16 protein-coding genes are annotated in these 21,192 nt (G+C 44.1%); 3 read left to right on the forward strand and 13 right to left on the reverse strand.

Annotation, left to right across the window (positions count from 1 at the left end):
- Positions 1–15: 15 nt before the first annotated feature.
- The 3 genes from dtd to DRB05_RS04550 are packed head-to-tail and all read right to left on the reverse strand — an operon-like array spanning position 16 to position 2,345.
- The gene (dtd, locus tag DRB05_RS04540; protein ID WP_128725877.1) at positions 16–456 is read right to left on the reverse strand and encodes a D-aminoacyl-tRNA deacylase; all 441 of its coding nucleotides are present in this window, start codon (positions 454–456) and stop codon (positions 16–18) included.
- Positions 457–475: 19 nt separating this feature from the next.
- A complete protein-coding gene (locus DRB05_RS04545) occupies positions 476–1,420 on the reverse strand; it encodes an alpha/beta fold hydrolase (RefSeq protein ID WP_128725878.1) in 945 nt (314 codons plus the stop codon).
- Between the two features lie 43 nt (positions 1,421–1,463).
- Positions 1,464–2,345: a virulence factor BrkB family protein gene (locus DRB05_RS04550; protein WP_102057833.1), complete on the reverse strand. Its 882-nt coding sequence runs from the start codon at positions 2,343–2,345 to the stop codon at positions 1,464–1,466.
- Between the two features lie 157 nt (positions 2,346–2,502).
- Between DRB05_RS04550 and DRB05_RS04555 the strand changes: the two genes are divergently transcribed.
- Positions 2,503–3,150, forward strand: coding sequence for a DUF2959 domain-containing protein (locus DRB05_RS04555; RefSeq protein WP_095728998.1), 648 nt, complete (start codon positions 2,503–2,505; stop codon positions 3,148–3,150).
- A gap of 168 nt (positions 3,151–3,318) precedes the next feature.
- Here DRB05_RS04555 and DRB05_RS04560 read toward each other — a convergent pair whose 3' ends face one another.
- The 6 genes from DRB05_RS04560 to DRB05_RS04585 all read right to left on the reverse strand — a co-directional run bounded on the left by DRB05_RS04560 (position 3,319) and on the right by DRB05_RS04585 (position 10,193).
- Positions 3,319–4,665 carry an LTA synthase family protein gene (locus DRB05_RS04560; RefSeq protein ID WP_235956606.1) on the reverse strand — a complete coding sequence of 449 codons (1,347 nt, stop codon included), beginning with the start codon at positions 4,663–4,665 and terminating at the stop codon, positions 3,319–3,321.
- 888 nt (positions 4,666–5,553) lie between these two features.
- On the reverse strand, positions 5,554–6,213 hold the full coding sequence (locus DRB05_RS04565) for a 3-oxoacid CoA-transferase subunit B (RefSeq protein ID WP_128725880.1): 660 nt from the start codon (positions 6,211–6,213) through the stop codon (positions 5,554–5,556).
- Positions 6,213–6,917: a CoA transferase subunit A gene (locus tag DRB05_RS04570; RefSeq protein WP_128725881.1), complete on the reverse strand. Its 705-nt coding sequence runs from the start codon at positions 6,915–6,917 to the stop codon at positions 6,213–6,215. The genes DRB05_RS04565 and DRB05_RS04570 overlap by 1 nt, the downstream gene beginning before the upstream one ends.
- An 8-nt stretch (positions 6,918–6,925) precedes the next feature.
- On the reverse strand, positions 6,926–7,681 hold the full coding sequence (locus DRB05_RS04575) for a 3-hydroxybutyrate dehydrogenase (protein WP_039494664.1): 756 nt from the start codon (positions 7,679–7,681) through the stop codon (positions 6,926–6,928).
- 13 nt (positions 7,682–7,694) lie between these two features.
- Complete coding sequence (locus DRB05_RS04580; protein ID WP_128725882.1) at positions 7,695–8,873, reverse strand: homoserine O-acetyltransferase; 1,179 nt, start codon at positions 8,871–8,873, stop codon at positions 7,695–7,697.
- 15 nt (positions 8,874–8,888) lie between these two features.
- Entirely contained in the window at positions 8,889–10,193 is a 1,305-nt protein-coding gene (locus tag DRB05_RS04585; RefSeq protein WP_128725883.1) for an SLC13 family permease, read from the reverse strand.
- 248 nt (positions 10,194–10,441) lie between these two features.
- Here DRB05_RS04585 and DRB05_RS04590 point away from each other — a divergent pair, with 248 nt between their 5' ends.
- Positions 10,442–12,724, forward strand: a complete 2,283-nt coding sequence (locus tag DRB05_RS04590) for a TonB-dependent receptor (protein ID WP_128725884.1) — start codon at positions 10,442–10,444, stop codon at positions 12,722–12,724.
- 97 nt (positions 12,725–12,821) lie between these two features.
- The gene (locus tag DRB05_RS04595; RefSeq protein ID WP_128725885.1) at positions 12,822–13,487 is read left to right on the forward strand and encodes a response regulator transcription factor; all 666 of its coding nucleotides are present in this window, start codon (positions 12,822–12,824) and stop codon (positions 13,485–13,487) included.
- Here the strand turns inward: DRB05_RS04595 and DRB05_RS04600 are convergent, their stop codons facing one another.
- The 4 genes from DRB05_RS04600 to rpsQ form a co-directional block, all read right to left on the reverse strand.
- Positions 13,488–16,946: a PAS-domain containing protein gene (locus tag DRB05_RS04600; protein WP_128725886.1), complete on the reverse strand. Its 3,459-nt coding sequence runs from the start codon at positions 16,944–16,946 to the stop codon at positions 13,488–13,490.
- A gap of 97 nt (positions 16,947–17,043) precedes the next feature.
- Complete coding sequence (locus DRB05_RS04605) at positions 17,044–18,996, reverse strand: methyl-accepting chemotaxis protein (RefSeq protein WP_128725887.1); 1,953 nt, start codon at positions 18,994–18,996, stop codon at positions 17,044–17,046.
- Positions 18,997–19,769: 773 nt separating this feature from the next.
- A complete protein-coding gene (locus DRB05_RS04615; RefSeq protein ID WP_128725888.1) occupies positions 19,770–20,621 on the reverse strand; it encodes a glycosyltransferase in 852 nt (283 codons plus the stop codon).
- 476 nt (positions 20,622–21,097) lie between these two features.
- Positions 21,098–21,192 (reverse strand): 30S ribosomal protein S17 (gene rpsQ / locus DRB05_RS04620; RefSeq protein WP_045990750.1); only part of this gene is annotated, 95 nt, incomplete at its 5' end.

A 21,192-nucleotide genomic window follows, 5' to 3' on the forward strand; every position in this document is an offset into this window, starting at 1 on the left:
CTTTTAGTCAAATCACTACTCAACATTAAAATTAAAAGTCACAGGGCCGTCATTGAGTAAACTCACCTTCATATCCGCGGCAAATTGTCCCGTCGCGACTTTCAACCCTGCAGCCTTGGCTTGAGCCACAAAGTATTGGTAGAGTGTATTCGCTTGCTCAGGTGTTCCTGCGCTCGAAAAGCTTGGCCTCATGCCTTTTTTGGTGTCTGCCGCCAAGGTGAATTGCGATACAACTAATAATTCGCCTTCAATGTCTTTTAAACTTAAATTCATTTTCCCCTTGTCGTCGGTAAAAATACGGTAGTTACTTACCTTATGCAGCAACTTATCCGCCGTTTGCTCGGTATCCGACTTTTCAACGCCTAAAAGTAACAATATCCCCTGACGGATTTGGCCTACAATCTCACCTTCTACTTCTACCTTTGCTTCGCTGACTCTTTGAATTAATCCTTGCACTACCTACCTCTTGTGACTGCTAATGATGCTGAATTTTGCACAGCAATAGATCAGCCGCTCGCCTTATTGCTTCTGCGTAAATGGGGTTAGCACTACAATGCCCAACCCCATTCAAAATCAGTAACTGCGCCTTAATGCTTTGTGCTAGCTGATGAACCGGTGCGTATCGACACATTAAATCATGCCGACTGTGAATAAACCAGATAGGTAAGTGATTGAGCTGATGTGCATCTGCTGTAATTTGTTGTGTTTTGATAAAGCACTGATGACTAAAAAAATGCACCATATGCTGTGCTTTACTGAGCTGTTTGTCTGCTTTGCAGAGCCTAATACCTTGTGTATCGCTATCTGTTGTGATCAGGTTATCCCACTCACACCAGCGCTGTGCTGCTTTTCTTTTGAGTAACTCATCCTCGCCAAAGAGTGCCGAATGATAATGGTCTAGTAAGGATTCCACAGTTTGTGCACCTTGTGCAAAGGCAAGATACTGCTCTGGATAAATTTGTGCGGGGGCACCTTGGCTACCATAAAGCCAATGAAGATCCGCCTCATTGCCCAAAAAACTCGACCACAACACCATCCCCAAGACATTTTCACGATGTTGCTCAGCATAAAGAAGTGCCAGCATGGCACCGAAAGATTCTCCGACGAGTACAACCTTTTGCAGTCCTAAATGCGCACGAATGGTATGAATATCTTTCAGCAGGTTCGCGGTATTTATCTTGCTAAAATCAGTCGGCGTTGAGTTACCACAGCCTCGCTGACTAAACAGTATGATACGGTATTTTTGTGGATTGAAGTAACCGAGCACATTACGAGAATGGCCCTGACCTGGGCCACCATGCAGCATGATAAGCGGTGTGCCATCACTGCAGCCATATTCCTCTATGCCCAATTGATGCCCTTCACCCACCGCGAGATGAAAGCGACGCAATGCATCGCCATGTCGATACAATAAGCTCATAATTCCCCCTAAAGGGTCTTAAGCTAACCGTTATTGGTAAAAGCTAAAGTCCCTGCGCGTCTGGTGGGTCAAACTCCGAGCTTGCATCTAATCCTGCGGCTTCCATATCTTGGGTTAAGCACACGGTAAACTCCGCACCTAACAACACCACTATCCAAGATAAATATACCCAAACAAAAAGAATAGGAACTGTCGCGAGCGCGCCATAGATAACTTCGTATGAGGGAAAATGGCTGATGTATAATGCAAAGCCTTTTTTCGTTAGCTCAAATAACAAAGCTGCAAACAAAGCACCCGGAACCGCGGCTCGAAATGACACACTGGTATTTGGTACTAAAGTATAGAGCATAATGAAGCCAACCATAGAAATTAAATAAGGCAACATCTTAATCAGTGCACCACTAAATCCCGGGATCCCTTGATCGGCAAATGTCACTAAAGAAACGATATAAGATGTCATACCAATACTCGCGCCTAATAGCACAGGACCAAGCGTGAGCACCATCCAGTAAATCGCAAACGAAATCATCAATGGGCGCTTTTGCTTCACTCGCCAAATTCGGTTGAGTGTGGTGTCAACATTGCGAATAAGTAACAAAGCCACAACGGCCAAAAAGCTCACCCCCACAGCTGTCATCTTATTCGCATTGCCAGTAAACGCACTAATGTGCTCTTTAATGGTGTCCGTAGATGTTGGCACAAAGTTATTAAACACAAAGTTTTCAATAGCAAAACGCGTATCTTCAAATCCAGGAAACGCCGAAAAAATTGCCACACCCACCGCAACTAAGGGGACTAACGAAAGTAGTGTGACATACGCTAAATAGCCCGCGTTGACCGTGATCTGGTCCTCAATACAACGCTTACTATAGCGGCGCCACCAGCTAGGCTGAGAATGTAAGAATCGCAGTGCTACGACCTTCATTTCGGTTATTCTTTGCATCATAATCAAGTTAATATTCATGGATCACTTTACATATCATAACAATCCCCGCCATAATTTATAACGCTAAATAGTAATATATAACGACGGTCACGTGGCCACTTACTAATTATTGACCTTCTAGAGCCCGGGAGTGCAAATGAAGAAACTCACCTTAAGCGCAGTGTTACTTTTACTCGTTACTGGCTGCCAGAGTGCCTATTACGCCACTATGGAAAAGTTTGGTGTGCATAAACGCGAGATATTGGTTGATCGTGTCGAAGAAACAAAGGAGTCCCAAGAGGAATCACAAAAAGAGTTTCAATCGGCGTTGGAAAGACTCACCACGTTAATTAACTTTGATGGTGGTGAATTACAAGAAGCCTATAACCTGCTTAACGATGACTACCAGTCATCCCTTGCCGCTGCAGCTGAAGTAAGTAGCAATATAGACAAAGTGGAAGACGTAGCCAATGCGCTATTTGACGAGTGGCAAGATGAACTTGAGCAATATTCAAGTGCAAACCTAAAACGCGAGAGTGCTAAGCAATTAAGCCAAACACAGCGCCAATTTGAACGCTTACTTCGCTCAATGCGCAGCAGTGAAGCCAAAATGCAGCCCGTGCTCGACTCGCTACAAGATAATGTGCTGTATCTTAAACATAACCTAAATGCACAAGCGGTAAGCGCTATTAAAGGTGAGTTTACGGGGTTAAAGCGTGATATTAGCGCCCTAATCGCTGATATGAACCGCTCTATTGAAGATTCGAACAAGTTTATTGCTGAGATGAATGCACGTAGCGCGTGAGTATCTTAGTCATTAACAGTTAATAAATAAGACTAAATAGTATCATCCAAAAAGCATACCTCACTGCTATAGTGATTTGCACTTATAAGAATACGATTACAGGCCATGCTAATCAAAAGATTAGTATGGCCCTCGGGTTTAACAGTCTATATTGGCCCACGTCGCAGTTTAATGAGGTGTAGGACTCCCCATTAGTAATTGCCATGCAGCAGCCATATAAGTTTGATATTCAAGGGTTGGTGCTGGCTGCTCAACACCTTTATCACCCTGTTTGGGGTTAACCTGATAGCTATAAAACTGCTCACCATCACCTTGTTTCCAAACTCGCTCCGTATCTCGAATTGTTTTATAACCAAAAACATTTTCTGGAGCTTCAGAACCAACAAGTGAATAGCCAAAACTAGAAAACGATGTGTTGGACCTTGCTATCAAGTCCATAATCGTTGCTGTGATATCCATATGTGAAGCAATTGTTCGGTTACTCAATTTAGGTGAAACCCCTTGCCCCAGTATAAGGATTGGGACATGGGTGAGTTCGTACAAGTTAGGCTTAGCATGAAAATAGCGGCGGCTGTAGTGATCTCCAGTAATGATAAATAGCGCGTCAGGGTATTTGCGTTGCATATTATCCACAAACTGTCCCATCATTTGATCTGAATACCATAAGTGTCCAAGAGTGTTAGCTGATAACACTTCATCACCCATCCGCTGAAACTGAACTGGGTAGTCACCGTTTTTCCAAGGGTAATCGCTAGCTGACAAATCTAAATTAAATGGGCCATGGTAGCTAGTCGTCATAATCAAATTAAAGCTATTTTCTGGCACTGACTGGCTAACGAGATCAAATAATTGCCCATCATCAACCCCCCATACACCAGCGCTCCCCTTGCCTCCAGCATTTGCAGCAGAATAGACGTGATCGACGCCATGTCTACTCATAAACTCACCTACCGTTTGCCAAGACAATAAGCCACCATAAAAAAATTGTGATGTATAACCTTGATCCTCCATCAAATGGATTAGCGAGTATGTTTGAGCCTTACTCGTGAGACGGCTCATGTTAATACCACTAAATGGAATCCCTGTAACTAGACTGGACAATGAGTTCATTGTACTAGAAGCAGCAGGCAACGCTTGTTCAACATAAATACCCTTTGCTTTTAGTCGATGAAAATTTTCTGTTAGCGCTAAATCCCTATATTTATCCTGCAGAGGCCAAGAATCAAAGCTTTCCATTACAATGTAAAAAATGCGCGAAGGTTTTTGAATTAAGGGCCCCATACTACGGGTTTCATTATTTAGCAGCGCATCATCGATCTCATGCTTATCGGCCAAATAAGGATTAGTACTTAACGTGGTGAGCTGATTTAATTCACCATAGTCTTGTATCGCGTAAAAGAAACTACGGAACGGGTTAATAACTAAGTTGTTTACAAATGGATCTGTAGTGACGGCCGACCACTTTCTTGATGCAGGACGAGAGTCAAATGAGCCTCTAGCGGCGCAAACAAACATAACGAACACCAATATCGAAATAATTGCTTGCTTGATTCTGCTCTTCGGACAAATGTTTATCAGTAAGCGATAACTTCTCTTATCCACAAAACGAGTCCATACGACTACGCAAGATAGCAGTATACCTATGCTCAACAAACTCCCCCAGGGCTTATACTGCTGAATGGCCGTGCTCAGTATAGCCTGCTGATCATCATATAACCCTTCCAGCATAAAATAATTGTATTGAGTTCCATACTCGCTGATATAAGTTATCCCGCAGATTCCTAATAATACAAAAACACTCAGATAAATTAGCCCTATCATATTGCGTACTCGTCTAACCCAATTATCTAATCGCAAAGGTTGTAGGAAACAATTCAGCAAAAAAGGAATAGCGAGACAAACTCCAGCAGCGGAGGAGTCAAATTTAAAACCAGTGGCTAAGGCATCAAATATTTGCTTAGCCGTGATATTTAACGAAATGTTCTCGCTGAAATGAAATAGATAAAATAGCCTAAATGACATAAGTAGAAATACCCCACTCAGCCATAATAAAAGTATCTTCCAACTCTCAGTAATAAAAAGGTACCACCGCCCCACCTTTGGTGCGCTAAAAGAAGCTTGCATTGAATGTCCTTTGCAAATTGTAATAAACAATTGTACCAATTTCAGGTTTATATGGGAGGCTTTATAGGTAAGTGTTTACTATTTTTTACAATTTTATGACTACGATGAGAAGCTATAGCAGGGGAAGGATAATTAAGGGAAAAATAGGACTTTTAGATAACTGAGAAGGTATGTTGATTACAAGCCACTTTGTGGAAGCGGCGCAGAATAACAAATGTAGCGCAGCTCGCGTTAAAGCCAGCTGCGTGCATAGCATGGAAGCTTAGCTTTAGTTCAACCCTAGCTAAACGCCATCTCCGGTACGTCATCTGGGCAGATCAATATACCAGCTGTTTTTGCTTGAATTTCCGCGACGCTAACACCTGGAGCTCGCTCAAGTAAATGAAACGCGCCACCTTTGACTTCAAGCAGCGCAAGATCGGTTACTATCTTATTGATACAGTTTACGCCGGTGAGCGGTAAACTACAGTGCTGTAGCAGCTTGGACTCACCTTGTTTATTCGCATGCGTCATAGTGCAAATTATATTTTTAGCCCCAGCGACCAGGTCCATCGCGCCACCCATGCCCTTGATAAGCTTACCTGGGATCATCCAGCTGGCGAGATTACCTTGTTGATCCACTTCAAAAGCGCCAAGCACTGTCAGGTCCACATGACCGCCACGGATCATTGCAAAGCTTTCTGCAGAACTAAAAATGGCAGCTCCCGTGCGGGCCGTAACGGTTTCCTTACCCGCATTGATCATATCCGCATCCACTTCCTGCTCGGTTGGATAAGCCCCCATTCCTAATAAGCCGTTTTCCGATTGCAGTATAACATCCATGCCCTGTGGTACATAATTGGCCACCAGCGTGGGGATCCCAATACCAAGATTGACATAAAACCCATCTCTTAATTCCTGTGCCACTCGCATGGCCATTTGCTCTCTGGTTAATGCCATTATGCCTGCTCCTTCACGGTACGTTTTTCGATGCGTTTTTCGAACTGTCCTAAAATCACTCTATCGATATAAATTCCAGGAGTATGAATTTGGCTCGGTTCGATTTCGCCGGGCTCTACAATTTCTTCCACTTCAACAACGGTAATTTTTCCAGCTGTTGCAGCCATTGGATTAAAGTTCATGGCGGTGTGGCGATAAACACAATTGCCAAAACGGTCTGCTTTCCACGCTTTTACAATAGCAAAGTCTCCCGTAATACTCGGCTCTAAAATATATTCTCTGTCACCAAACGTTTTTACCTCTTTACCCTCAGCGACGGGTGTACCAACGCCTGTCGCGGTATAAAAAGCGGGGATCCCGGCTCCACCTGCGCGCATTTTTTCTGCAAGTGTCCCTTGCGGGGTTAATTCAACTTCCAATACACCGCTCAATAACTGCTGCTCAAACAAGGCGTTTTCTCCCACGTAGGAAGCCACCATTTTGCGGATCTGCTTGTCCTCAAGCAAAACCCCTAAACCAAACCCGTCTACTCCGCAGTTATTAGAAACCACGGTTAAGTCCTTTGTGCCCATGTGGCGTATTTGGTTTATCAAACCTTCAGGGATCCCGCACAAACCAAAGCCCCCTGCAATCACGGTCATGCCATCACACAGTCCTGCCATTGCTTCGTCGTAGCTTACGACTACCTTATCAAAACCAGCCATCATTCCTCCTATTGCACTGTCCAGCCGCCGTCAAGCACAATGGCTTGGCCAGTAATGTTGCGTGACTCATTTGCGAGTAAAAAATTAACAGCGTGGGCAATCTCATCCAACCCTATAAACGCCTTTTTCGGCATTGGTGCCAACATGATATTGTTTATCACTTCATCTTCGCTGATCCCATGCTGTTTCGCTTGCGCGGTAATTTGCTGTTCTACCAATGGGGTTTTTACATAAGCGGGGCAAATGGTGTTCACAGTGATATCGCAGTCTGCGGTTTCCAGCGCCAATACTTTACCAAATCCCATCAACCCATGTTTTGCAGCGACATAAGCAGACTTATACTTAGAAGCGACTAAAGCATGGATAGAACCAATATTGACGATACGGCCAAAGCCTCCTCTGCGCATATGCGGCAATACTGCCTTACACAACATGGCTGGGCCTGTTAGCATCACGTCTTGCAGCAATTGCCATTTATCTTCTGGATAATGCTCCAGTGCTTCAACATGTTGCACACCTGCGTTATTGATAAGCACATCAATGTTATCGTGCTGACGGACAAAGTCAGCGATGTCTTGCTTATTAGCGATATTGAGCGCAAACGCTTGTGCATTTCCTCCGTCACTGACGATAGACTCAGCCACCGTCTGTGCTTGCGCTAAGTTCAAATCTACAAGCAATAAACTGTAACCTTGTTTGCTCAAGGCCATCGCGATATAGCGACCAATGCCACTTGCAGCCCCTGTGATCAACGCCGTCTTCATCGTCACTCCTTGATTATTTTGCTAAGAACTGAGCAATAGTGTCAGCCTGTGATTGAATTGAAAAAATACCGTCTAAATGCCCCCAAACGCCTTCTATCTCTGTAATTTGTACGTCTTTATTTTTGGCTTTAAGGGTTTCTGCTAACTTACGAATGGGCTCAGGCCTTAATAACAAGTCATTGCTTGCAGGCATCAATAAAACCTTTGCTGTGATTTTATCGATAGCACTATCAAAATTACCTTGCATGCCTGCGGTGTATAGTTGCGAGGCGCGGACTAAATACAAGATAGAATTCGCGTCTTGCGTTTCGGCCCTTGCTCGTGCGCGCGTGGCTAGCGTTTGGCTGAGTTTAGGAAGCTGACGAATATCTTGCTTTGCTTTGGGATCAAGCACAATAAAGTCTGGAAAACTGGCGTTATAAATAGCGGGGTGCATCGCGTCTTGAGTGATATTAAGCATCGTGGCCGTGAGTCCAGCAAGTGGCCTTTCCCCGTCGTAGTAGTCCCCGCCCTGCCAATTTGGATCAAGGCGGATGGGTAAAGCCCATTTCTCTAACGCCGCAACGGTCCAAGCATCCATCTTTGCCGCGCCAATCACATGAATTAAACGTGACACTTTTTCGGGGTAGCGCACCGACCATTCTAACGCTTGGAAAGATCCCATAGACGCGCCCATCACCGCATGTAGTTTGTCGATACCTAAGCTATCCAATAGTTGCTTTTGTACTTCAACAAAATCACCGATGGTCACCACGGGAAAATCCAAGCCATAAGGTTTGCCCGTCTTTGGATTAATGGATGCAGGGCCCGTTGTGATCACATCTTTATTATGCCAATTTGCGTTGACCAAAGTATCTGAACTTATCACGAAGTATTTGTTAGTATCTATCGCTTTGCCCGGGCCGATAATGGCATCCCAGTAACCTGCCAATACGTCAGACTCTCGATACTTACCCGCAGCGTGAGATGTGCCTGAAAAGAAATGCGTGATCAAAATTGCATTGCTTTTGTCGGCATTTAATTTGCCATAGCTTTCCCAGCCGACCTTAACGTCAGGAATGCTGACTCCAGACTCTGTAGTAAAATGCGCGAGTGTAAATGCCCGCTTTTCAACCAGCATAGATTTGTTTGTCTCACTGCTATAGACGATATGGCTGGCAACGAACAAAAGTAACAGGAAAATCCGCTTCATTGCTGTATCTCTCCGTTAAAATAAGATGAATAGGGTTAATGCGAGGGCAACGCCCACCAGCGGCACGACCGCAGTCAACGCAGCCATGGACCAGTATGCTCGTTGATGTGTTTCTTTACAGATGGCGCGAATGGTTGTGACCACATAACCGTTGTGCGGTAAGGTATCCAAAGCGCCTGAGCTAATAGCGACAACACGATGTAATTGTTCTGGATTGACACCCGCATCAATGTAGTGCGGTGCCACTAAAGGTAACGCAATAGCTTGCCCACCGGATGCAGAGCCGGTTAAACCGGCTATCACACTTACCGCCACAGCGGCGCCAAGTAGCTCATTACCCGGCATTTGTGTCATCAACTCGACCGCTAATTGAAATGCCTCGGTGTTTTTTGCTACCGCACCAAAACCCACTACCGCACTGGTATTACCGATAGCAACTAGCGCACCTGTTGTACCCAAGTTAATCGCGGCCCCCATATTGTGAAAATACTTAAAATTAATCGCAACAATACTGAGTACACCGCCAAGTAGAGCTACAATAAGTGCACTTTGCTGCAGCACATCATGAAGTGTAAAAGATAAAATCAACACCACGATTAGAGGCAGTACGCCAGTGATTGGATGAGGATAGTTACGTTCATGGATTTCAGGGTCGTCTTCTTTCGCCTCAAAGTGCTCACCATTTGCCACCGCTTTGGCTATCATCTTTTTCAACCACCAATAGCCAGTAATAGCCATAAACGTGGCAACCACTAGACTGACTTCCCAAGCTGCATAAGGCGACGTGCCTAAATATTTTATTGGGATCCAGTTTTGGATTTCAGGAGAGCCTGCCGAAGTCATGGTAAAGGTGACTGAGCCGAAAGCCAGAGTTGCGGGAATAAAGCGCCTTGGTAAATTGGCATCTTTAAATAAGCTAAGCGCCATAGGATAGACAGAGAAAGCAACAATAAAAACACTGACGCCGCCATACGTTAGTACCGCACAGGCAATCACCACCGCTAATACCGCATGTTTCATACCTAACTTGTCGACAATATAGCGTGCGACGCTGTCGGCAGCACCACTGTCTTCCATGAACTTACCGAACAAAGAGCCAAGCAAGAACATGAAAAACCAAGCACTCAAAAAGCCAGCAAAGCCATCCATATAAAGTGTAAGAAAGCTGCTTTCTACAGCTTCTGTGGGAAATAGCGCAACGCCACTCGTTAATGCGACCAATAAAGCGCAAAGTGGAGCTGCGATAAACAAGTTTACGCCACGGAGAGTTAGCCAAATAAGCAGGCCAAGTCCTCCTGCCAGTCCAAGCATACTAAGCATAAGGGCTTCCTTTTATTGTTATTAATGCCCGTTATAAGTTGATGTGTTGGGCATGCTGTTGATGAATATCAGTGTGGCGTGCAGGCGCAATAAAAACCATAGTACTAAGGTTATAGAAGCTCTACACCCCGTGTTAATCCTAGCGTATCAAGGTATTAGTACTAAGGTACTAATAGAAAAACTTTACAACTCCCCTATGCTTTGGTGTGACAACAAGCACCCAAAATGACAATAATAGGGACCACAGGATGAACATTTACCAACCTAGATATTCAGCTATCGCGTTGGCTATTACACTCGCAACTCAAGTCAACCCAGCGGCAGCAGAACAAGCAACACAATCAGAAGGCAAGCTAGAACGCATTGAAGTCACGGCGCGTAAGACGGTAGAAAACCTTCAAACCGTTCCAGTTGCAGTGACTTCTATCGGTGAAACCGATCTACTCGAAAATGGCATCTCGGTACTCTCTGAAGTCCAGCAGTTTTCACCCAATACCACGCTTCAAGCTAGCCGAGGCACTAACTCTACCCTCACAGCCTTTATTCGTGGTGTCGGGCAACAAGACCCATTATGGGGTTATGAACCCGGTGTCGGCATTTACGTCGATGACATTTATTTGGCAAGGCCGCAAGGGGCTGTACTCGACCTCCTTGATGTACAACAGATTGAAGTATTACGAGGACCGCAAGGAACGCTATATGGCAAAAACACCATTGGTGGCGCTATAAAATATGTCACTAAGGAAATGTCTGGCGATGCGACTTTTAACGTGGAAGGGACTGTTGGTAGTTATAATCAACGCGATCTTAAGATCACAGGTCAATTGCCGCTCGTGGAAGACACACTCTACTTAGGTTATGGCTTTGCTACTTTAAATCGAGATGGTTTTGGCGAGTTCAAGGTTTCAACGCTACCCGGCCAAGATAAGGAAAACTACAATAAAGAAATTCAAGCTGCACGGTTAACCTTGGAATATCGTCCAAGCGACGACTTGTTCTTCCGTTTAGCATGGGATAAAACCGACGATGACTCTAACTCTAAAGGGGGTTATCGCTTGTTGCCGAGCTTACTGACTGACGCTCCCGTGCCTGACAGCGTATTTGATTCTTACACCAGTATGCCAACGTGGAATAAAGTCGAACTTGAGGGATATAGTTTGACCGCTCGCTGGGACTTTTCTGACGCCACCACAATAAAATACATCGGCGCTAGCCGAGATAGTTATTCCCCGACCAATATCGACTTTGATAATACGCCATTGCGGATCTTTGATGTACCCGCCATTTATGATGATGAACAAACCACGCATGAGATACAGCTAAGCCATGCAGGTAACGGCTACAAATTTGTCTCAGGTCTATATTATTACGATGGCGAGTCATGCGGCCAATTCCAAGCAATTTTGGAGGTATTAGGACAAAGCTTGGGCGCTCCCGGTCTTACGCGAGAAGTGAGTGGTTGTAACAACTCAAATAGTAAAGCCGCGTATATTCAAGGCACCATTGATTTAGCAGAGCAGTGGTCGCTCACATTGGGCGCTCGTTACACTAAAGACAGCAAAGAAGCACAAGTCAGTAATGGTTTGGTCTTTGATGTCGTGTATCCCGAATCAAATTGGATCCCAGGTTATACACGCCCTGCCGGTGAGCTCGTACCGTCAGTGCTTGATGATGAAGAAGATTGGTCACGGTTTACGCCAAGAGTGGGAGTGGAATATCAATACAACCGCGATATCATGTTCTTTGCCAGCTATGCTCAAGGATTTAAATCCGGCACCTTCAACCCCAGAGCTAGCACCGCAGAGCCTGCTGCAGACCCTGAAATCGTAGATTCATTCGAAATCGGTATGAAAAGCGAATGGAACGACAATCTAAGAGCCAATATCACGCTATTCACATTAGATCACAAAGACCGCCAATATATTTCCGTATTGCCCGGTGCAACTTCTGCCGATCTAAACCAACGACTTGGCAACATCGGTAAGTCTACAGCAAATGGTATTGAAGCCGAGCTGAGCTATGTCGCCACAGAGGCGCTGAGTTTTGACGCCGCGATAGGATATATCGACAGCGACTTTGAAGAGGTACTCGATACTAACCCAGACACGGGTGCGACATTTGATAAATCAGACCGCTTTAGTATTTCTAACACCCCTGATTTAACTTTTAACCTTGGGGCGACATATAAACTCTACAGCGATATTGGCGATTGGGTATTCAATGCCAGCTACTACCATCGTGGTGATTATGTCTTATTTGAGGAAGATAGCCTACTGACGCAGGATAGCTATGGTTTAGTCAATCTGAGTATTAATTGGTATAGCACAGATGGCAATTGGCGTGTTGGTCTTCATGGGAAAAACCTGACCGATGAAGAATATATGATAGGAGGCTATCAGTTCGTGACACCAGATCCGAGCGATCCGAGTAATGTGAGTAAATATACGCCGGGGCTTGGTGGTGATAATACTTTGATAGGCTACTTTGGCGACCCAAGAACCGTTTCGCTTACCGTAGGTTATCGTTTTTAGCATCGAAAGCGAGGCTGCAAGGAAGCCTCGCTATCTCAATCACTTGATGTAGTTTTGGAAATACCCTATAACAACGGATACTAGGAGTTAGTTAAGGATGTCTCAGGTGCAAGCAATCATCGCTGATGATCACCCATTATTTCGCAGCGCTCTCAAACAAGCCGCTGCACAAGCGATTGGTCATGATCCTATCAAAGAAGCCAGTACCTTAGACAGCTTATTCGAGATGTTGCTCGCGCATCCTGAAACAGAGCTAGTATTTTTGGACTTATCTATTCCAGGCGCGAAAGGTCTCGAAGGTCTTGCCCGGTTAAGAAATCAGTATCCAGACATACTAGTGATCATGGTTTCAGCCAACGAATCGGCAGCCATTATTAGTCAATGTGTTGCCCTCGGGGCAAGCGCTTATATTCCCAAGTCTTCCTCACTAGAAGTGATTAGTGATGCTATCAAGCTCGTTATTGAAGGAGAAACTTGGTTGCCTGAAATCGTGGATATCGCGCCAGAAAGTGACAGCGAACAAGCGCAATTTGCACGTAATTTAGAAAAGCTAACACCGCAGCAATATCGCGTGTTAACGATGATTGCCGACGGCCTTTTGAATAAGCAGATTGCATATGCAATGTCGATTCAAGAGACCACCATCAAACAGCATGTTTCAGCAATTTTAAAAAAGCTCAATGTGTATAACCGCACCCAAGCTGGGATCCTCTTTAATCAGCTGGCTACGGATGTACACCTCGACGATGAAGCGAGTGCTTAACTAAATTAATCGTTTAATCATGCGCTTTAGGGCTGGTATTTTAAGCGGTTTATAAAGTAATGGGATCCCGGCATCACTTACTTGCTCGCGAATAGCCTCGTCGTGGTTAGCTGTGTTGATAATGATTGGCATATTGTCCAGCGCAAGCGCCGTAATTACCTCAAGTCCGGTGACACCATGATCAAGCTGATAATCCGCGATCAACATATCAGCCCGACTCGTTGCTTGCAGTGCACTAAGCGCTGCTTCATCTCGCGCTACGGCCACCTTACACCCCCAACTTAGCAATACTTGTGATAGTGCATCCAGTGCGTTGGCATCATTATCGAGTAGCCAAATAGACAGACCCGATAATTGCGAATCACCGCTGAGCTTGTCAGCGGTTACTTCAGCCTTTTTATCCGTCTGCCCCCCAAGGCTTGGCAATGTTAAGGTAAATTGTGTGCCTTTATTAAGTTGTGAGCCGAGGGTGATGGGAATTTCCAACACTTCGCATATTCGTTTGCTGATAGCAAGCCCGAGTCCTAACCCCTGCGCTAGCTCTTTACTATGGAGCTGTTTGAACTCTTGAAATATGGCGTCCTGATCTTGCTTTGCAATGCCCACGCCAGTGTCTTCAACAATGATAGAAACACTCTCCCCCTGACATTCAGCGATAAGCCTTACCGTACCAGACTCAGTGTAACGGATAGCGTTACTCAGTAAGTTTCCTAATACCCTTTTTAGCAGTGCTTTATCAGTGTAGAGCATGACATCGCAAACCCGCACCGCAAACGCTAACCCTTTGTCTTTCGCAACCGCCCCATATTCGTTTTCCAATGGTTCCAACAGTGACGACAACGCAAAGCGCGAGCGATTAACCTTAAACGCTCCAGCCTCTAACTTTGTTAGCTCAAGAATGCTCGACAAAAGCTCTTCAGCACTAGCCAATGAGCTTTTGATGCTTTGCGAAAGCTCAGCTAGTTCAGTCCCTTGGGCCTTTTCACTCATTAATGAGCAAAACAGGCTAGCTGCATTGAATGGCTGTAACAGGTCATGACTTGCTGCGGCGAAAAAACGGGTCTTACTCTCCGTTGCATGTTCCGCTTGGCGTTTCGCAGAAGATAAAGCACGGTTAGCGTCTATCAAGTCTTTGGTCCTCGCCGCGACCGTTTCTTCTAGATTTACATTAGCTTGCTCTAGTAAGGATTGTTGTTTTACAAACTCGGTGATATCCGTATAGGTCGTTACAAATCCACCTCCAGGCAGTGGGTTACCTTGCATTTCAAACACTCGGCCATCGTGATGCTCGCGGCGGTAGCGATACGCATTGCCTCGTCGTAAATGTGATAGACGCTTCTCTACTTGCTGCTCGACATCAGCATCACCAAATAGTCCACGCTGCGCATTGTAACGAATAAGCTCAGCCACAGGACGCCCAATAAACAGCGCATTGTCTGGATAATTAAACATTTCTGCGTAGCGCTGGTTCCAAGCAACCAATTGCAGTTGACTATCCACTACACTTATCCCCTGACTGACGTTTTCTATCGTCGACTGTAGTAAATCGCGATTAAAACGTAGCACCTGTGACGCTTCATCGACAAATTCTGCAACTTGCTCTAAAGGTTGGCGTTTTTCATCTTTGGCGACATCTAAAATCAGTTTCGCAGATGCCCCGCCAACGAGAGTCGACATCTCCCGCTCGATCATATTTTCAACTTGCAATGGCGCTGGCAACTTCCAGTTTGCAGGCTCTTTAGGGAAATGAAGCTCTACAAGCTGCTGCGCACGCGCTTGTTCGCTAAAGCGCTGCAGTAATGTTGCCAAGTCTTGGTAACTCAATACCGTGTTAGCGGACTGTGCAGATTTGGACGGCATTACAAATTTATTGCTTTGTAATCGCTCAGCAAGACGTGCAGATGAAATAAACGGCACCAGCAAATAAACCAGCAGATTTGCACTTAAAGAGATCAAGACGGACTGGCTCGTACTATCTAATCCCAGACCCAAAAAGTCTAAAGGTGCTAACCATGTGATATTCATGGGTCCCGCGCTCAGCCAGTGACTTTCGAAGTTAAAGCCACTGATCAAGCTCGGTAATAACAGCGTGTAAAACCAAATAGCAAAACCCGTCACAATCCCCAATTGCGCGCCTAAACATGAAGCCCCTCGCCACCATAAACCAACCACCATTGCAGGCGCAAACTGCGCAACCAAGGCAAATGACATGAGTCCCATATTGGCCAACGTGTTGCCCTCAGCAAGCACTCGATGACTGGCGTAACTCAATAATAAAATGCCAACAATAACCACCCGTCGAGCATTGAGCAGATTAAACTTAGATAAGCCCCGATGGCTTGAATTTAACTGCGAGCGGCGCAACAAAAATTGATTGATAAAGTCGTTGGTGATCATAATAGATAGCACGATGGCTGAAACTATCACCATGCTCGTCGCCGCAGAAAACCCTCCCAGAAAGGCTGTCAAAGCAACTAGAGGCGCATCAGAACCCAGTGGTAAGGCGAGCACAAACGTATCGTAGCCAACATCTTGACCATTAAAATACACCAGTCCGGCGTAGGCGATTGGCAAAATAAACAAATTAATTAGCAACAAATAAACGGGAAATAACCAGCGTGCGGTCTTAAATTGGTTTTGTTCATCATATTCAATAAAAGAGGTATGAAACTGCCTCGGCAAACAAAGCGTTGCCAATACCCCTAAGAGAACATGGACTAAATAAACATAGGTTGGGCTAGCAGTTGCCTCTATTTGCTTGGTAATTCCCTGCTGATCCGCCTGGCTAAATAAGTGAGTGGGCGATTCAAAGAGTACAAAACAGACGTAGACACCAACGGCAATAAACGCCAGCAACTTAACTAATGACTCAAAGGCGATTGCAGTCATCAACCCTGGGTTATGCTCACTCGGTCTCAGCCTACGCGTGCCAAATAAAATTGCGAATAGAGCTAACAGTAAGGTGATATAAAAAGTACTATCCTGCCAAAACGCGACACTCACCCGCTGGGTGTCACTTGTTAGCATACCGATACTGGCGCTGGTAGCATTGAGCTGAAGAGCAATATAGGGCACGACCGCAATAACAGAGATCAGAGAAATGAGTCCAGACAAACTAGAAGAATTACCATAACGCGTGGCAATAAAGTCCGCCATGGAAGTGAGCTGCTGCTGGCGGCATATTTCAGCAATTCGTGTGTAGACTTGCCAACCAAATATAAACAGTAAAATCGTGCCAACATAAGTTGGGGCAAGCCACCAGCCATTATTTGCAGCTTGCGCGGTAGTACCAAAAAACGCCCAAGAGGTGCAATATACCCCAAGTGACAAGGCATAAGTAACTTGCTTGGCATGATAAGACCGAAATTTTGTACTCGCCCTATCTGCGCCCCATGCAATGGTAAATAAAAGCGCTAAATACAGCAGCGCAATAAGACTTATCAGCCCGATAGAAAACATAACTGTGATGATTTTTTATTGTTTGCTCTAGCATAGCGGCTGTACTGTAAAAAGACAGCACACTTTAGTGCTATCCCCCAATGCTTAGTATCATCACTTATAACCTAAAACTGCTCACCGACTTATCTAGTGCGCGGGACAACGACAACAGCGATAACGCTTCCTCTGACGCCCGCTCCGCTCCCGTTGCAGTCTCTTGCGCGGTTTCACTAATTTCGGTCACACTTTGCGAAATTTGCTGTGTAACCGTGTTTTGCTCCTCAGAAGCACTGGCAATTTGTAGATTCATATCTTTAATCGTACTCACAGATGAAGAAATCGCTTGTAACACTTCATCCGTTTTCGCTGACTTGTCCGCTGTATCTTTCGCGTCTTTCACGTTTTCTCGCATCATACCAACGGAGCGCTTCGCTTCATTTTGCAACTTAGAGATCATCTCTTGAATTTCGTCCGTACTCTTTTGGGTGCGACTCGCAAGACTTCTCACTTCATCGGCCACTACTGCAAAACCTCGCCCTTGTTCACCAGCCCTTGCAGCTTCAATTGCTGCGTTGAGCGCCAACAGATTAGTTTGCTCCGCGATACCCCTGATAACATCCAAAATAGAACCAACCGATTCTGTTTCTTGTTCAAGATTCTCAATGGTTTTGCTAACATTTTCTATTTTACCAACTAGACCTTCCATTGCTTGCTGTGTTGCAACGACAACTTGAACACCTGAATTAGATTGAGAATCCGCATCGGTCGCAGCATCCGCTGCGAGTTGAGCACTTTGGGTTATTTCAGCAATCGTAGCAGCCATTTCATTCATCGAAACAGCACTATGACTGAGTTGCTCCATTTGGTTGTCCGCCCCTTGTTTGGACTGGGCAGTGATAGCACTAAGTGTTTCCGACGAGGAAGATAATGCATGCGTGGAGCTTTGAATTTCTGCAATGATGACTTTGAGTTTGTCAGCCATATTGCGCATCGCCAAATAAATACCACTGACCGACTCTCCCCTGTCAAATTGAATAGTAAGGTCTCCACTGGCAATCCTTGATGCCACTTCTGCAATTTCTTTTGGCTCTCCGCCAATCGGAGTTTTAATTAAACGCGTAATATACCAGCTTAAAAAACAGCCTAGCAGGATCACAATACATGCAACAACAATAATAGAATTCACTGTGTTTTCACTTTGTGCTTGAGCAACTGGCCCCAGTTTGTCTTGCTTGTTTTTAATCGACTCTTTAATACGCCCTAAATAGTCCGCAATACTTTGACCATTTTTGTTAAGTGAGCCAGCTATTAACTGGTTCCTCTCAGTGATAATTCGCTGAACTTCGTTTACCCCCTGAGAGTAACGCTCACCCAGTGATCCTGTACTTGCAAGCAGACGTTTGGATACGTCGTCGGTAAACTCTGACTTAGATTGGTTTAGTAAATCCTTCTCTTGCTTAAGTTCTTTCATTGCTCTTTCATAGTCTTCAGGTAGGTTACTCACTAAGAATTTACTGACAAATAATCGCCCTAATAACAGCTTTTCTTGCATATGAGCCGCAATATCCAACCCTTTAAAATCATTGCGTTCGACACTTAAATCCATCAGCTGAGTAACATTTTTGCGCATTTGAGGACCTATTTGATCCAGTGTATTGTTAACCACTGAATCTCTGCGACGGTAAAGCGTTAGGATTTGTTTAAAGTTAGCTTCATATTCAGTTAAAGCCTCCTCACTTTTCTCTACTAGCGAGACTAATTCAGGTGTAGTTAGGACCTCTCTAGCTTCAAGGAAGTCTTTATGTAATTGCTCAGTTTTTTGTTCAAATTGGCGTACATCTTCTTGAGACTGTTGTTTGAGAAAATTTAAGACATTGACTCTGGTTGACAACAAGTTTGCCTCCAAACTACTTGCAAGATTACTTGCCCTAGCTAAACTCCGATATTCGACAAAATTACTAAAACCACCGCTCAACCCGACATAAGCCACTCCAGAGAGCATTATCATTAGAGCGATCATGATTCCAAATGAAACCGATAATTGCTGACCTAACTTTAACTTTGTAAGCATATAACAACCCTAAACATCGTATTCACGGATAGACTAGTAGCAACTCGAGCAGACGCTACTTGTATTTAATACAATAATCATTGACGTGAATCATCATTTAGTAAAGGTATGTACCGATTAAAAAACAACTTAGGGGAACGCCGATATATCGCACTTATCGCATTTAAAAGGAGCAGTAATTTGTTGATGGTTAATATTAGTTAGAGCGGGATAGCGTATGTTACACGACAAAAATTCGTTATGACCGAGAGAATGCTATTATTTATTCTCTTTAAAACACAAAAGTCTAATTTCGTTAAAAACTAAAATTAAGCTTTCTTAGGACGTTCAATCACGTCAACTAGCGTCCAAGATTTTTTCTTATACCAATTTGCTTAATTAAGAGATCTATTTTGAGGCAAAAATTTTGCTAGTTAGTTGTTCTAAATAAAAAGTTTTTACGCAGTTAGCGCCTGACTTATTCCCTCAAATTGAATAAGTATCAAGGCAAATTGTTATTAAAGATTAGCGCACATTCGCGAATAGCCACGACGTCACCTGTGAGTAGCAGTGTTGTTTTCATCATGTGTGTGCAACCTATTTGTACACTTGACGCTTGCTTTTCTAATGGAAGGTAACGCAGCTCTATTATGTTCAATAACAACAGTGATTGACTTATCCACTTTATCCGCTAACAACACTACATCGTACAGCACAGGTCTAACCACTCACCGTAGCCAGCCTTCTGGCAACTTTTACACAAACTATAAATAAACACGACTCAACTCAGGCAGCTAAGTAGTCGAGTCTCCATGAAATAATTTCCTTTTCAGTATTTTAGCGTTGACTTTCCAACCCGTTCGAAGTTGATGATATACACCCTGGGTACGCCAGGCTCTATATGGCTCGATATGTGTCTCTATGTAATTCCAAGCTTTCGGACAAATATTGAATGCCTGAAGTTGCTCTAGGTTCACATCACCAAAACCCTTGAATGCATTAATCTTGTTCTCAATATGAATCACAGACATCCACATTGGTTTTTTTCGTACAGTCTTCACTTGCTTAATTTCCGACCAATAACCATGGCGCTCATTACACCAAATCGTTTTATACTCTTTACTTGTCTCAATTAGACTTAAAAATGGATTATGCACGTGCGCATGTTTGGCAAATCTCACTTTTGGGGCTACTTGAAGTGTAAAGCCATCAATAAAATCTACAGCCAAAAAGCTCTGTTGATCAAACTGTGCCTGTACTTCCTTTATATAGTCCTGATGTAAACAGTCATCATTATCCAGACGTGAAGTAATCAAATATGGCTGGGTTAATCGTGCATTTAACTCTCGTTGTATTGCTGGTAAAAAATCCTCCATTCCATCAGCATAAATAGGTATGAATGCTCGGAACTCAGAAGCTAAACGATCTATGGTTTCGCGAAACTCAGGAGCAGTCGATACGTCAAAGAAGACGAGCCAATTAAAATTTTGCTCCGTTTGTGCTTTCACTGAAGAGAAACAATAGTGTTCAAATAGCTCTAACCGATTTCTCATCCACTCATCGGTTAGGACTTGTGTTTTAGATTTCGTTTCTAGCCAATCTTTCTTACGCAAATTAAAACGGGTTAGTACAAAGTGTTGGAACATGTATAAACTCTGGAAATTGGAGAATATATCTGTAACTAAAAAGCATACAAAACCAGAATATAGAAAATACTCCGCGAAAATTGTCAGATAGATCCACTAACTAAATAAGATGTGAATTGCTATTGATTGCTGGTTAAGGCTAACTAAAAAGATCGCCTAAGTATCCTTCTTCACACCAGATAAACGGACATAGAAACTAACACCAAACACCCTAAGTTTCAACCATACTAAGCCGCAAAACATATCGCTCAAAAATATACGTCGTGCTTGGTAATTGTTAATATCGCAAAGGTAACGCTATCTTCTTTAGCTAATGTCTGACGCTCATTTATCCCCTTAATGCTTTTTATAAAGAGTACCGTAGATAGGGTGGTTAATCTGACGCTCGATAGCTATTTATAAAAATTATCCAGAAACGCAAAAGCCCCAGCTAATGCCGGGGCTTTATAAAAGTCTAATTTAGTTAAAAACTAAAATTAAGCTTTCTTAGGACGTTCAATCACGTCAACTAGCGTCCAAGATTTTTTCTTAGAGATTGGCGCACATTCGCGAATAGTCACGACGTCACCTG

The organism is Pseudoalteromonas sp. A757, from assembly GCF_004103285.1.
GTDB classification, from domain to species: Bacteria; Pseudomonadota; Gammaproteobacteria; order Enterobacterales; family Alteromonadaceae; genus Pseudoalteromonas; species Pseudoalteromonas galatheae.